Here is a 12,581-nt window from a genome sequence, read left to right on the forward strand (position 1 = left end):
GCCCTCGTGTCCGGTCTCGGATCGTGACGGTTTTCTCCCCGTCCGTCCTCCTGTATGGTACGGAGGAGTGCGAGGGTGAAGTGGATTGACCCGGCCGGGGTGCCGGTGGAGGTGACCGTCGTTCGAAAACCGGTGAAGGCCGCCCGCCTGCAGGTTAGGCCGGACGGGACGATCCGCATCGTCGCCCCGCGATCTTTCGACGTTGAACCGTTTCTTATGCGGTATGCCGGGTGGATCGGAGAGCGGCGGCGCGATCTCGATCGACAGGCCGAGACGGGGCGGGGGAACGAGGACCGCCTGCTCCTGAACGGAAAATACTACCGCCTCATCGAAGGGTCGCGGTTCCGTATCGACGAAGAGCAGGAAACGATCGCCTGCTCATCTCCCCGGAGCCTGAAGAGAAACCTTACGGAGATGCTGAAGAGCGCGGTCACTGCGGATGCCGCCCGGCATACCGCCCTCGCCGAAGGGGCGATAGGTCGGGTGACGGTGCGGATGCAGCGGACGAAGTGGGGGAGCTGTTCGTCGAGCGGGAACTTAAACTACAATCTCAGAGTGATCGCCCTCCCGGAGACGCTCCGGGAGTATATCGTCGTCCACGAGCTCGCGCACCTCCGGGAGCACAACCACTCCCGGGCGTACTGGGACCTCGTCCGGCGCCACTACCCCGGGTACCGGCGTGCCGAAGAGGAACTGAAGCGCTACTGGGTCCTCCTCGAGCGGAACCGGGTCTGGGACGGCCTGCAGGCGGCCTAGCAGGGGCGGATACACTGCACCGAGCGGAGGACCCGTTCGGCCGCCGCGGTCATCCCCGAGTCCTGGAAGACCGCCCCGACGACAGCCTCGAGCGTCTCGGTGAGCGCGTCGCTGTACCGCCAGATCTCCTGTTTTGCCTCTCCCTTCCCGAACCGGATATACTCCTCGAGGTGCATCGTCCGGCCGACTTCGTTCAGCGGCAGCATGCTGACGATCTTCATCTTCTCGGTGGTGATCTCTCCTTTTTTGTGAAGTCCCTTCTCGATGATCGACTGGATGACGATAACGCTGATCACCGCATCGCCGAGCGTGGCGAGCGCCTCCTGGTGGCGGTCCTCGCTGAGCCCCTGCTCGCGGGCGTAGGCCGGGCGTGTCAGTGCACGTTCAAGAAGCGTTCTGTCGGCGAACGTGTAGCCGAGCAGCGTCTCGAGTTCTGTCGGGTCTTTCTCCATCGGTATCACCTCGTGTATGTATCGTTCGTGCTATATCGGTTGCTCTTTGCGGCGGTTCATCGCTCCGCCTTCCTGCGGCGGACGTAACTCCGGTACATGACGGCGATGGCTACGCCGATCAGGATGAAGACGGCGACGGAGGCTGCAAGGGTGATGTCAAGCAGGATGAGCCCGGTGAGGTACTCGGCGCCGAGTGCGAGGCCGAAACTTCCGATGACGCCGCCGATGGTGATGCAGGCAAGCACCTCGGTCTTCCCCATGCCGAGCATCCGGCCGATGATCGTCCCGGTGATGCTCCCCGAGCCTTCGAAGGGGAGGGTGACGAAGAGGATGAGGCCGATGAAGTAGAGCCGCTCGAGCCACGGCCGGCGTTTGAGGTACTCTTCGCCTGCCGCCGAGAACCGCTCTATCCAGGGTCCGACGATGGGGATCTTCAGGGCGAGCGGGAAGTTCCACGCCATGAAGAGTCCGCCGGCGAAGTCCAGGAATGCGAGCGTGAAGGCGATCAGCCACCAGGGGATGCCGAGGACGATGCCGACGGGGATGACCACTTCCCTGCCCGCAGGAGGAACGACGTAGGCGACCATCAGTCCGAAGAGGTACAGGAACTCCTCGAGGGGGAGGGCGAGCCAGGTGATCAGGATGTAGATCCCGCAGAGGCCGAAGGGAATCCCGAGCCGCAGGGCGAGCGAGCGGGGATGATCCCTGATCTCGTCATCCTCGATCCACCCTGCCATCTGCTGCATGGACTCCGCGTCTCTGGGAGAGAGCCTACCGGTCGGGAATCGGCCGGGTCTTCAGAATACGGTCGACGATCTGCGAGGAGCTTGCAAGGGCGTTGCGGTAGCCCGGGATCCGTACCACCTCCGCATTGAGCCCCCGTGCGCGGAGCGCCTCGGCGAGTTTCTCTTCGCTGAAGTGCTGGTTGAAACCGAGGGTGATGATCGCGGGATCGATCTCCTCGATCGGGAGGAACATATCGTGCGGATCACCGAGCCGGGCGTGATCGACGGGTTTTAACGCGGCGATCATCTGCAGGCGCTGCTCCTCCGGGACGATCGGTTTTGGTTTGTGCCTGACGTTGCCGTCGCGTGCGACGATCACGTGCAGTTCGTCGCCGAGTTTGCGCGACTCCTCGAGGTAGTAGAGGTGTCCCGGGTGGAGGATATCGAAGGTGCCGGTGGCGACGACCCGTTTCATCCGATCACCTTCAGATCCACCGGGTCGCCGCCTGCCGAGAAGCATCGCCAGTCGTCCTCCGTATAGGGGAATCCGGTGATGATATGGTATCTGCCGACCTTTGGGAAGAGATTGAGATCGGCGTCCGAAGGCCAGATGACTCCGTTCGGGTGGCTGTGAGCGCTCCCGACCTGGTGGGTGTCGAGCGGGAGCATATCGATGAAGAAGGAGGCGCTCGACGATCCCGTGATCGTCCCCGGCACCAGGTCGAGGTCGTCGATAATGCCGTCCCGTTCCCGCAAGATCGCGACGAACTCGGCGGGGTGGTGCTCTCTTCCGAGCTGCAGGAGCATGGCGAGGAGCCCGGCGCTGATCCCGTGCACTTTCATTCTGAAGAGTACTTGGAAAAGGAGGAAGATAAGTTCTCGTGTCCGGCAACGGCACCGGGCGATCCGCTGCCCGCCGTAAAAGAGAAACGGGTCTTTTAGACCCGTCAGTACCGGCCCTGCGGCTCGGTGGGCTCCTCCGTCACCGTCACCGCGATGGTTTCTTCGGTGACGGCCGCGGCCGGTGTTGCGTTCACTGCGGGCTCCTGTGCCGGTGTCACGTTCGCCGGCGGCATCAGCACCGCATCGATGGTATGGACGATCCCGTTATCGGCGTTGATGTCCGTAGCGTTGATCGTGGCGTTGCCGATCAGGAGCTCCCCGCCTTCGCGGGTGATCGTGACGTTCTCGCCAAGGAGCGTCGGGAGCGTTGTGTTTCCACCTGCAGTCATGTTCATGAGCTGCTGGCCTGTGTAGAGCCCCGGAACGACGTGGTACTGCAGGATCGGCGTCGCATTCGCGGTATCGTTCAGGAGCGCCTCCACTGTCTCGTTACCGAGCGCGGCGAAGGCGGTGTCGGTCGGAGCAAAGACCGTGAACGGCCCTCCGGCGGTGAGGTTCGCGGTCAGGTTCGTTGCGTTCAGCGCCTGCGAAAGGACGGTCAGGTTCTGATCCGCTTCGATCGTCTGGACAACGGTATCGGCCTCGGTTCCGGTCATATTGCCGGCAACACCGGCCGAGACGACGACGCGGCCCGGCATGCGGGTGCTCTCGAGGGACTGGTTGATCCTGCAGCCGTAGGTGTACGTGCCCGGTTCGGTGAAGGTGTAGTTAAACGACTCCCCCGTCTCAAGCTCTCCCGAGTCGAAGATTCCGGTCATGCTGGTGACGGAGTGGCTCAAGGTGTCGTAGTTCGTCCAGAGCACCGTCGTGCCGGGTTCGACGGTCACCGTCGGCGGCTGATACGTGCTGTTCCGAAGTTCGACGGCCACGGGAGCCTGCATCTGGCCGGAGACGGTGCAGATGCAGAGGCACGCGAGCAGAACGCAGAGAAGCCCTGCTGGCAATCTTTTCAGTTTCATGGGTAATTCATCTCCTCTCTGGTGGGATAGGCCGGCAACCGGTGCTGGCGGGGACGAACCCGACCGTACGCTGTATCCGCTGGTGAGCGTTGCCGTGGCGCCAACAATCTCTGATTTATTATAAAACTGTTGGTATATTTTGTGAGCGACCCCTGCGGAGAGGCTGCTCCCCGGGATGGCGAAGGTCTCTCTTTCACCCGCCTGTCGGGACGAGCCGGTAGACAGTCCCGGTGGTGCCGGTCGGGCCTGCATTCTCCGAGGTCAGGACGTAGAGTTCGTTCTCCGCATCCTGGCCGAACGAGAGGATATACGCCCCGACTCCTCCCGCTCCGGTACCAGCGACGGCCAGTTCGCTCATACTCCACGGGGTCGTGGCGTTACCGCCTTCTGCGGGCACGGCAGCAAAGAGCGTCCCGTCGCCGGTGCTCCAGTCGCCGAAGACGTATTGCCCTTGAAGAGCGGGAATGCTGCTCCCCCAGTACACGTACCCGCCGATCACCGCCTGGCCGATCCCGTCCGGTTGTCCCGCGTTCGGGTATTCGATGATCGGCCCGGTAAGCATCTCTCCTCGGCTCCCGGTCTCCGGGCATCCGGCTGCCGGCGCACCCGGGTTCTGCGGGTCGAAGCAGTGAGTTCCTTCCTTGATATTCCAGCCGTAGTTCTCACCGGCGCGGGCGATATTCACCTCCTCCCAGCGATTCTGGCCGACGTCACCGACGAAGAGGCTCTGCTCGCCGCCGGCGTCAAAGGCGATGCGGAACGGGTTCCGGAACCCGTAGGCAAATATCTCGGGTCTGCCGGAGGTGCCGTCCGCGAAGGGGTTGCTCGCCGGGACGGCATACGGGTCGCCCCCGTTGACGTCGATCCGGAGGATGCTCCCAAGCACGGTCGAGGTGTTCTGGCCGTTGCCGGGCGGCGGGTGGCCGGGTCCGGTGTCGCCTGCCCCGCCGCCGTCTCCGAGTGGGACGTAGAGGTAGCCGTCCGGACCGAACGTTATCTGCCCGCCGTTATGGTTCGCCTGGGGCTGGTCGACCCGGAGCAGGATCCGTTCCGAACCGGGATCGGCCGTATCCGGGTCACCTTCGGCGGCCGAGAACTCCGCAAGGTGGCTCGTGTGATCCCACCCGTCCGGCGCCCCTTCTGCGAGCGGTGCGCTGTAGTAGACGAAGAACTTCCCGTTCTCCGTAAAGTTCGGGTGCAGCGCCATCCCAAGGAGGCCGCGTTCGTCGTAACCCGGGTTCAGGTTCACCATCCTTCCCCGGATATCGAGGAATGGTTCGTCCTGGAGGGTGCCGTTCTCGATAATGCGGATCGTCCCCGTCTGGTCGGCGATGAAGAGTCGTCCCGATCCGTTGGCGGGCGCTGCGAGGGCAATCGGAGCGGTAAGCCCGGTAGCGACCGTTTCAAGCCCGACGGCGACCTCTCCGGCAGGCGTGACGGTGCCCGACGTCCGGGTATCCGTCGTAGCGGTGCCGGACGGCGCCCCAAGGAGCTGAATTCCGATAAAGGCCGCCGCACCAAGGAGAAAGAGCGCGATAATCGCGGCAATGATCAATCCTTTCTGCATTGTCACCCACGCTTCCCGGGTAGGGGAGTGGCTCCTATAAATAGAATGTGCGGGCGCCCTCGTCAGAAGGTGCCGTCCTGTTCGAAACTCCTGCCGAACCGGATCGCGAGTTCGGCTTTGTAGAGCTCTTTCCCGAGGTATGCGGCGTGATCCATCCGGGAGAGGCGGCCTTCGGCGAGGAGCGCGGCAAAGACGTCTTCCCACCGCCTGCCCCTGATCGCCGTGCCGTCGTGGACGGCGACAATGCAGTCGCCCTCGATGCCGATCCGGATGCACCCGAGCGGGTCGTACTCGATCTCCTCCGGCATCGGGGGAGCGGTAATCTCCGTATCGTACTCAAGGGGCGGCTCCCGCCGTCGCCGCTTTTCTTTCAGGATAAGGAGGTCGAGGCCGAGGTCTTTCGGGTAGGGGCGGCCCGAGAGGAGTACCGCCATCTCGGTCGCCCGCCGCATCTCCGCCACCGACCCTTTTGTCTTGTCGGAGTGCTCGCTTGTGAAGATGACGGCGGAGCCGAGTTCGTGCGCCATGGCGCAGAGGAGCGCGTTCGCGCCCGGGGAGTCGGCGTCGAGGAGTTCTACGACGTTTCCCGCGCCGAAGAAGAGGGGACAGTCCACCGTTTCGAAACCGGCAAGCGACGCGACGAGACCCGACCCGACGGGCTGCAGGAGCGGATCGGCGATGAGGCAGGAGATGCCCGCGGCCTCTGCGGTTGCGAGGTTCTCATCAAGGCTTTTATCGCGGGGGACAACCACCGCCGCGGCGCCGGATGCCGCGACCGCCGCGCCGACCATCGGAATATTCCCTTCGTGCAGGCTCAGCACCAGATCCGCGCGTTCGAGCGCCGCTTCGATGAGGTGTGGCTCCTGGCTGTCGACCGCAAGCGGCCTGTCGATATCGGCGACCTCCCGGAAGACCCGCCGGACGTCATCCGGCGTGGCATCGAAACCGAACCCGAGGTCGACGATATCCGCCCCGGAGGCGAAGAACTGCTCCACCTCCGCCCGGAGGTCGTCCTGTTTGTGCGCATCCATAATCTCGGCAAGCACCTTGATCCGCGATCCGCCGCCGACTTTAAGCCCGCGGATCAAAAAGTCGCAGTCTGCCGCCGCTTCACGCTCCCCAACCTTCCTGCAGGCCTCAGCCCGCCGTTCCGCAGCCAGAAAGTCGTCTGCGGGAATCGTCCCCGAGAGCCTGACCGAATCCAGCACCGAAAGCACCAGGGCCAGATCTGCGGCGTGGCGCGGACCGCGGTAGACGGGGACGCCGGTTGCATCTTCCACCTCCGCGAATGATGCGGTGCACATCCCCGAGACGATCGCCATGTCGTACCCTGCACCGGCAAGCAGCGAGCGGAGCTGCCGGGGAGTAAGGAACGAGGCTATCTCCCCGGTTATCGCCACGGTAATATCGTATCTTCCGGAAAAGCGCTCCGCGGTCTTCCGGACGGTGGCCTCCGTCGTCGAACCGGTAGGCAGTAAGATGCGCATACGTTTCCATTATCATTCAGAACGTGAAAAATAGTTGTGATCTCATGTTGCGGTGCGACCTGCATATCCACACAAACTTCTCAAAGGACGGCGAGAGCAGTGTCGAGGATATCCTCCGCCGCGCCGAGGCGGTGGGTCTCGACGCGATCGCCATCACGGATCACGACACCGTGGAAGGGGCACGCTATGCCCTGACATGCGAGACACCGCTTGTCGTCATTCCGGGGATGGAGATATCGACGAAACACGGGCATCTCATCGCCCTCGGGATAACCGACCCGATCCCGTCCGGTCGCGACTTCCTCGAGACCGTCGCCTATGCGCGTGCACGCGGAGCGCTGCTGATCCTCCCGCACCCGTATCACATGTGGCGCCACGGTGTCGGACGGAAGCTGAAGGTCGGGATAGCGTCGGTGGACGCGGTCGAGACCTTTAACAGCCGGTATATTACGGGTCAGGCGAACCGGAAGGCGGCGAAGATCGCCCGGCAGTACGACAAACCCTGTGTGGGTGGCAGCGATGCGCATAACGCCCGTTACGTCGGATTCGGCCACGCGCTGGTCTCGGCGGAACCGGACGTCGCCTCGATCCTCAAGGCGATCCGGGAGGGGAATACCATAGCAGGCGGCAGGATGACGCCGCTGCACACCTATACCCGCCAGTCCCTTAAAGGGGCCCTTCGGAGGATCAAACGACGGGTACACCAATGAGGCTCGCGCTCCGGATCGCGTACCTCGGCGGTGGTTTCTTCGGCTCGCAGATGCAGCCCGATCTCCGGACGGTCGAGGGAGAGATCATCGAGGCGTGCATGCGGCTCGGGCTCTTCGACGACTGGCGAAGCGCCGCCTTTCAGACAGCCGGGCGGACCGACCGGGGGGTGCACGCCCGGAGGTGGGTCGCCGCCTTCACGACGCCCCTCCCCGATCGCGCCCTGCAGGCGCTCGGTGCGCTGCTCCCCCCCGATATCTGGTGCACGGGCTACGCGGTCGTCCCGGAGTCGTTCAACCCCCGGTATGACGCTCTCTCACGGACGTACCGCTACTACTTCCCCGATCCCCCGGCCGACACCGGTGCCATGCAGGAGATGGCGGAGCGGTTCGTCGGCCGCCACGACTTCTCGTCGTTTGCCCGGATCGGTGACAAAAATCCGGAGCGGACGGTGCTTGACGCCAGGATATTTCCGGAAGGGCAGTTCTGCGTCTTTGAGGTCACGGCAGAGAGTTTCCTCTGGAATATGGTCCGGTGCATGGCCACGGCAATCGATATGGCCGGTCGGGGCGTTGCCACCGTCGACGATCTCGGCGCATTCCTCGAAAAGCCCGGTTCCGACCGGCTCCCGGCATCGCCGGCCGAGGGGCTGATTCTCTGGGATGTCGACTATGAACAGGTCTTTACTCCGCTCCGGACGGATGCGAAGAGCCGGAAGTATCTCACCACGCTCCGACGCCACCACGCCCTGATGGAGCGGATATCGGGCGTTCTCCCGGAACCCGGGTCCGGGTGACGGCGCCTTTGCATCCCCGGGCTTTCCGGATACGTGAATGGGTGGGAAGGGGGACGGGAGCCTCTGGTACGCGTATTGCCATCTCCTGCATATCAATCCTTTCGCCCTGCCCTCCGGGTATCGGAGGGCTCCCCGACACCTGCAGCGGGTTGCAGTTCTTTTTATGTGGGTGATCGGGAAACGGGGCTGCCATGATCTTTTGGTTTAAAAAGAATAGTGCCGTACGGGATGAATTCTCCAAAGGAGGTGCGGCAGGGAAAATCACACCCGGCTGGTGCCGTTTTCGTTGAGCACATATAATACTTGTGCATATCCGGTGCGTCTGCAGATGACCGTCCGTGAAAACAGGTGCAGGGGATCGGCTCCAGGCCGAATCCGTACCGATTCCTCAATAAGCGGGCTCTCCGGAACCTTTATATATTCTTTCGAAGGGGTAACACACACGATGGTAATTACATCTCGTTCTAATTTAAATAGTGTTAACGAAATGCTGTTAATAATAACATATTAATATATGTCTGAACAGTCCCGTTCCAGTACGTCAAGGGGGGAAAGTGGATGTACGACATTGATCCAGGTCTCGGAACGGAGCCTGCAGGTGCAGGTGGGCATAGCGCCCGGGAGATTACCGTTCCACGACCACAGTTTGCAGATACAGGTAACCGTAGAGAACTAGACCGTCTGATCCGCAGGGAGTACGAGCTGAAGAGCTCCATCGAGACCCCTACGCTCCATTGTCAGATACAGGAATCGATTAATCCGCTGAAACAGCCGACTCTGCCCGGATACCGAAGAACAGTAAACGAGAATATCGAAACTCCTGCTCAACCGCTCAAGAAAGCCCGGAAGAAGTCGCTTGTTGCAATACCCTGCCTCAATGAGGCGGTAGCGATAGGCTCGCTTGTTCTTATGGCCCGTCGCTACGTCGATGAGGTTCTCGTCGTCGATGACGGGAGCAGCGATGAAACGGCGAATATCGCCCGGGAAGCAGGAGCAACGGTGATCTCGCACGGATCGCAGCAGGGCAAAGGCCGGGCGATAAAGACCTCGCTCCGGTACGCCGCTGAGAACGAGTTCGATGCTCTGGTCTTCATGGACGGGGACGGTCAGCACAACCCGGAAGAGATCCCGAGCCTCCTCGAACCGATAGCCGACGGTGACGCCGACCTCGTCATCGGGTACCGGACACTCGATCAGATGCCGGTCTACCGGCGCTTCGGCAGAACCGTCCTTGACGTCGTCACCAGCGCTGGCCATACCATCACTGACTCACAGTGCGGCTTTCGGGCTCTGAACCGGCGGTCGATCGAATCCATGTTCGATTCACTGCGAAAAGACGATTTTTCGACCGAGTCCGAGATGCTCCAGGTAGCCCAGGCGGAGAACTTGCGCGTCGGGGAGCGCCCCATCAACTGCAAGTACGGCGACTTCGATACATCGACGAAGAACCCGTTCACCCATGGCTTCGAGGTGCTCACGTCGCTCTTCTGGCTCTCGGTTGAGAAAAAACCGCTCCTGTACTTCGGAGTGCCGGGCTTTGCATCGATCGCCCTCGGCATGCTCCTCTGGATGCAGTTCCTCGCGGTATTCAATGAATCCGGAGCGTTCTCACTCGAGTACGGGTTTACCCTCTCGGCTCTGTTCGTTGCCGGTGTGATAACGCTCCTGATGGGAGTGATGCTCGATATCGTCTCACGGGTGAGGGCATCATGAACGGATCGCTGCCACGTGTGGAAATAGCGGAGATGACGCCATGATAGGAATAATTCTCGGTACACGCCCTGAAATCATCAAGATGTCGCCGGTCATCCGGGAGTGCGAGCGGAGGAACCTCGACTACTTCGTCCTGCATACCGGCCAGCACTACTCGCACGAGATGGACAGAGTCTTCTTCGAAGACCTCGATCTCCCGGAACCGCACTACAATCTGGACGTCGGTTCGGGAAGCCACGCCGAACAGACGGCGAAGATCATGACCGGTGCCGAGAGCATCCTCCTTAAAGAGGCTCCCGATGTCGTCCTCGTGCAGGGCGATACCAACACCGTTGTCGCTGGAGCGCTTGCCGCTTCAAAACTGCACATGCGGGTGGGTCATATCGAAGCGGGCCTGCGCAGTTTCAACCGGTGGATGCCGGAGGAGATCAACCGTATCCTCACGGATCATATGTCGGACTATCTCTTTGCCCCCACTGAAAAAGCCCGTGAGAATCTGCTCCGGGAGGGTATCGACGAGAAGAAGGTCTGCGTGACCGGCAACACCGTCGTGGACGCCATATACCAGAACCTCGATATCTCGCGGAAGAAGGTCAATGTCCTGCGGGATCTTGAGCTCAAGCCGAAAGAGTACTTCCTCGTCACCGCTCACCGGCAGGAGAACGTCGATAACAGAGCCCGGCTCAAGGATATCATCCATGGTCTCGAGTCAATTCGGAAAGAGTTCTCGATGCCGGTGATCTTCCCGGTGCATCCCCGGACAGCGAAACGGATCGACGAGCTCGGGATCGGGATGGACGGCATCCAGCTGACGAAACCCTTTGGGTTCCTTGAGTTCCTGCAGCTCGAGGCACAGGCGAGGCTCGTGCTCACCGACTCTGGCGGTGTGCAGGAGGAGGCGTGCGTCCTCGGTGTGCCCTGCGCCACGATGCGCTACGATACGGAGAGGCCGGAGACGCTGGACGTCGGATCCAACATACTGGTCGGCACCGAATCGGCGAAGATCCTCGAAGGTGTCAGGTCGGCAGCATGCCGGAGCAATCACTGGAAGAATCCGTACGGAGACGGAATCGCCGGGAAGATGATCGTGCTCGTCTGTGCCGCGGCACGGTCGAACTGAGGCGATTTTGGGGGGAAAACATGAAAATCTGCGTTCTAGGATTGGGATACATTGGTCTACCGACAGCACTGCTCTTTGCGGCTTCGGGTTCGGACGTCGTCGGCGTCGATGTAAAGCAGAGCGTTGTGGATACCCTGAATCAGGGAAAACTGCCGTTTGAAGAGCCGGGAATATGCGAGCTCTTTGCGAGGGCGCGTGACCGGTTCGTCGCGAAGACCGAGCCTGAGGAGGCGGACGTCTTTTTAATCGCCGTTCCGACACCGCTCGACTCCGGGACGAAAGTCTCGGATCTCACCTTCGTCAAGAAGGCGGCGGGGATGATCGCGCCGTATCTCCGGAAGGGCAATCACGTCATCCTCGAGTCGACGGTGCCGCCCGGAACGAGCGAGCGGGTGATCATCCCGAGGCTCGAGAAGAGCGGGTTTTCCGCCGGGGATTTCCTGTACGCACACTGTCCCGAACGCGCCATCCCGGGGAGCACGCTTGCGGAGATGGTGAACAACTGCAGGGTCGTCGGCGGATACGACCGAGAGTCGACCGAACGGACGATAGAACTCTACCGTGCGTTCGTCCGGGGCACCATCTACCAGACCGATACGAAGACCGCCGAGTTCGTCAAGCTGATGGAGAATACCTGCCGCGATGTCGGTATCGCTCTCGCAAACGAGTTTGCCCAGCTCTCGGAGGAGTGCGGCGTCAATGTCTGGGAGGCGATCAACCTTGCAAACAAGCATCCCCGGGTCTCCGTCTTAAACCCGGGCCCCGGTGTCGGCGGGCACTGCATCGCGATCGACCCGTGGTTCCTCACCGAGAACTCGACACGGTGCAAGATGATCTCGATGGCGCGGGAAGTCAACGACTCCATGCCGAACTACGTCCTGCACGTCGTCCGCGGGCTCGTGCACGGCATCCGTGACGCGAACGTCACTGTCTTCGGCGTCGCCTACAAAGGGAACGTCGACGATACCCGGGAGAGCCCTGCGATCAAGTTCATCAAACTTGCCGAGAACGAGGGGTATACCGTCCGGTGTTTCGACCCGCACGCAAAGCAGTTCCACTACCCGCTCCTCGATCTCGACGAGGCCGTCCGGGACAGCGACTGCATCGTCGTGCTCGCAGACCACGATTATTTCAGGACGCTCGATCCCGCCGGCGCTTCGATGCGGACGAAGAACGTCGTGGATACGAGGAATATCCTGCCTCACGATAAATGGGCGGACGAAGGGTTTAACGTCCGGGTACTCGGCGACGGCGCAAGTTCGCCGCTCGTAACCCTCGGTGTCGCGAAGGTCGGTTCCGGCCAGGAGTCGGCGTTGCTCTCGCTCAGCCCGTCCGGGATCGCCCCGACCCTGCCGCCGGTCCCGCACGGGGAGCGGGGGGATATCTCATGATGCC

Annotated in this window: 13 protein-coding genes; 6 read left to right on the forward strand and 7 right to left on the reverse strand. The window is 61.9% G+C overall.

What is annotated here, in order from left to right; translation table 11 throughout:
• Nucleotides 1–75: 75 nt before the first annotated feature.
• Nucleotides 76–756 carry a M48 family metallopeptidase gene (locus tag ABH15_RS04850; protein WP_241648018.1) on the forward strand — a complete coding sequence of 227 codons (681 nt, stop codon included), beginning with the start codon at nt 76–78 and terminating at the stop codon, nt 754–756.
• On the opposite strand, the gene ABH15_RS04855 is transcribed toward ABH15_RS04850, so the two are convergent.
• From ABH15_RS04855 to ABH15_RS04885, 7 genes are all read right to left on the reverse strand, one after another.
• The gene (locus ABH15_RS04855) at nt 753–1,208 is read right to left on the reverse strand and encodes a ribonuclease III domain-containing protein (protein ID WP_128693264.1); all 456 of its coding nucleotides are present in this window, start codon (nt 1,206–1,208) and stop codon (nt 753–755) included. The two genes, ABH15_RS04850 and ABH15_RS04855, sit on opposite strands and share 4 nt — an antisense overlap.
• Before the next feature lie 56 nt (nt 1,209–1,264).
• A complete protein-coding gene (locus ABH15_RS04860; protein WP_128693265.1) occupies nt 1,265–1,954 on the reverse strand; it encodes a small multi-drug export protein in 690 nt (229 codons plus the stop codon).
• Between the two features lie 25 nt (nt 1,955–1,979).
• Nucleotides 1,980–2,408 carry an adenylyltransferase/cytidyltransferase family protein gene (locus tag ABH15_RS04865; RefSeq protein ID WP_128693266.1) on the reverse strand — a complete coding sequence of 143 codons (429 nt, stop codon included), beginning with the start codon at nt 2,406–2,408 and terminating at the stop codon, nt 1,980–1,982.
• Nucleotides 2,405–2,776, reverse strand: coding sequence for a Mov34/MPN/PAD-1 family protein (locus ABH15_RS04870; RefSeq protein ID WP_128693267.1), 372 nt, complete (start codon nt 2,774–2,776; stop codon nt 2,405–2,407). The genes ABH15_RS04865 and ABH15_RS04870 overlap by 4 nt, the downstream gene beginning before the upstream one ends.
• A 104-nt stretch (nt 2,777–2,880) precedes the next feature.
• The gene (locus ABH15_RS04875; protein ID WP_164913638.1) at nt 2,881–3,795 is read right to left on the reverse strand and encodes a fasciclin domain-containing protein; all 915 of its coding nucleotides are present in this window, start codon (nt 3,793–3,795) and stop codon (nt 2,881–2,883) included.
• A 193-nt stretch (nt 3,796–3,988) separates the two neighbouring features.
• Nucleotides 3,989–5,362 (reverse strand): PQQ-dependent sugar dehydrogenase, encoded by a 1,374-nt coding sequence (locus ABH15_RS04880; protein ID WP_128694286.1) that lies wholly within the window; start codon nt 5,360–5,362, stop codon nt 3,989–3,991.
• Between the two features lie 62 nt (nt 5,363–5,424).
• Nucleotides 5,425–6,849 carry a dihydropteroate synthase-like protein gene (locus tag ABH15_RS04885; RefSeq protein WP_128693269.1) on the reverse strand — a complete coding sequence of 475 codons (1,425 nt, stop codon included), beginning with the start codon at nt 6,847–6,849 and terminating at the stop codon, nt 5,425–5,427.
• Between the two features lie 44 nt (nt 6,850–6,893).
• Here ABH15_RS04885 and ABH15_RS04890 point away from each other — a divergent pair, with 44 nt between their 5' ends.
• The 5 genes from ABH15_RS04890 (at nt 6,894) to ABH15_RS04910 (ending at nt 12,577) form a co-directional block, all read left to right on the forward strand.
• Nucleotides 6,894–7,559: a CehA/McbA family metallohydrolase gene (locus ABH15_RS04890; protein ID WP_128693270.1), complete on the forward strand. Its 666-nt coding sequence runs from the start codon at nt 6,894–6,896 to the stop codon at nt 7,557–7,559.
• Nucleotides 7,556–8,353: a tRNA pseudouridine(38-40) synthase TruA gene (truA, locus tag ABH15_RS04895; RefSeq protein WP_128693271.1), complete on the forward strand. Its 798-nt coding sequence runs from the start codon at nt 7,556–7,558 to the stop codon at nt 8,351–8,353. The genes ABH15_RS04890 and truA overlap by 4 nt, the downstream gene beginning before the upstream one ends.
• Nucleotides 8,354–8,911: 558 nt before the next feature.
• Nucleotides 8,912–10,066, forward strand: a complete 1,155-nt coding sequence (locus ABH15_RS04900; protein ID WP_128693272.1) for a glycosyltransferase family 2 protein — start codon at nt 8,912–8,914, stop codon at nt 10,064–10,066.
• A gap of 40 nt (nt 10,067–10,106) precedes the next feature.
• On the forward strand, nt 10,107–11,186 hold the full coding sequence (gene wecB / locus ABH15_RS04905) for a non-hydrolyzing UDP-N-acetylglucosamine 2-epimerase (RefSeq protein ID WP_128693273.1): 1,080 nt from the start codon (nt 10,107–10,109) through the stop codon (nt 11,184–11,186).
• A gap of 20 nt (nt 11,187–11,206) precedes the next feature.
• Entirely contained in the window at nt 11,207–12,577 is a 1,371-nt protein-coding gene (locus ABH15_RS04910; RefSeq protein WP_128693274.1) for a nucleotide sugar dehydrogenase, read from the forward strand.
• Nucleotides 12,578–12,581 lie beyond the last annotated feature (4 nt).

Origin of the sequence: Methanoculleus taiwanensis (assembly GCF_004102725.1) — an archaeon.
GTDB classification, from domain to species: Archaea; Halobacteriota; Methanomicrobia; order Methanomicrobiales; family Methanoculleaceae; genus Methanoculleus_A; species Methanoculleus_A taiwanensis.

Bases quoted from the DNA above. Each gene is read 5' to 3' on its own strand.
- ABH15_RS04880 (WP_128694286.1), bottom strand. From the start codon at position 5,362: ATGCAGAAAGGATTGATCATTGCCGCGATTATCGCGCTCTTTCTCCTT.
- ABH15_RS04855 (WP_128693264.1), bottom strand. From the start codon at position 1,208: ATGGAGAAAGACCCGACAGAACTCGAGACGCTGCTCGGCTACACGTTC.
- ABH15_RS04870 (WP_128693267.1), bottom strand. From the start codon at position 2,776: ATGAAAGTGCACGGGATCAGCGCCGGGCTCCTCGCCATGCTCCTGCAG.
- ABH15_RS04890 (WP_128693270.1), top strand. From the start codon at position 6,894: ATGTTGCGGTGCGACCTGCATATCCACACAAACTTCTCAAAGGACGGC.
- ABH15_RS04885 (WP_128693269.1), bottom strand. From the start codon at position 6,849: ATGCGCATCTTACTGCCTACCGGTTCGACGACGGAGGCCACCGTCCGG.
- ABH15_RS04865 (WP_128693266.1), bottom strand. From the start codon at position 2,408: ATGAAACGGGTCGTCGCCACCGGCACCTTCGATATCCTCCACCCGGGA.
- truA (WP_128693271.1), top strand. From the start codon at position 7,556: ATGAGGCTCGCGCTCCGGATCGCGTACCTCGGCGGTGGTTTCTTCGGC.
- ABH15_RS04910 (WP_128693274.1), top strand. From the start codon at position 11,207: ATGAAAATCTGCGTTCTAGGATTGGGATACATTGGTCTACCGACAGCA.
- ABH15_RS04860 (WP_128693265.1), bottom strand. From the start codon at position 1,954: ATGCAGCAGATGGCAGGGTGGATCGAGGATGACGAGATCAGGGATCAT.
- ABH15_RS04900 (WP_128693272.1), top strand. From the start codon at position 8,912: ATGTACGACATTGATCCAGGTCTCGGAACGGAGCCTGCAGGTGCAGGT.
- wecB (WP_128693273.1), top strand. From the start codon at position 10,107: ATGATAGGAATAATTCTCGGTACACGCCCTGAAATCATCAAGATGTCG.
- ABH15_RS04875 (WP_164913638.1), bottom strand. From the start codon at position 3,795: ATGAAACTGAAAAGATTGCCAGCAGGGCTTCTCTGCGTTCTGCTCGCG.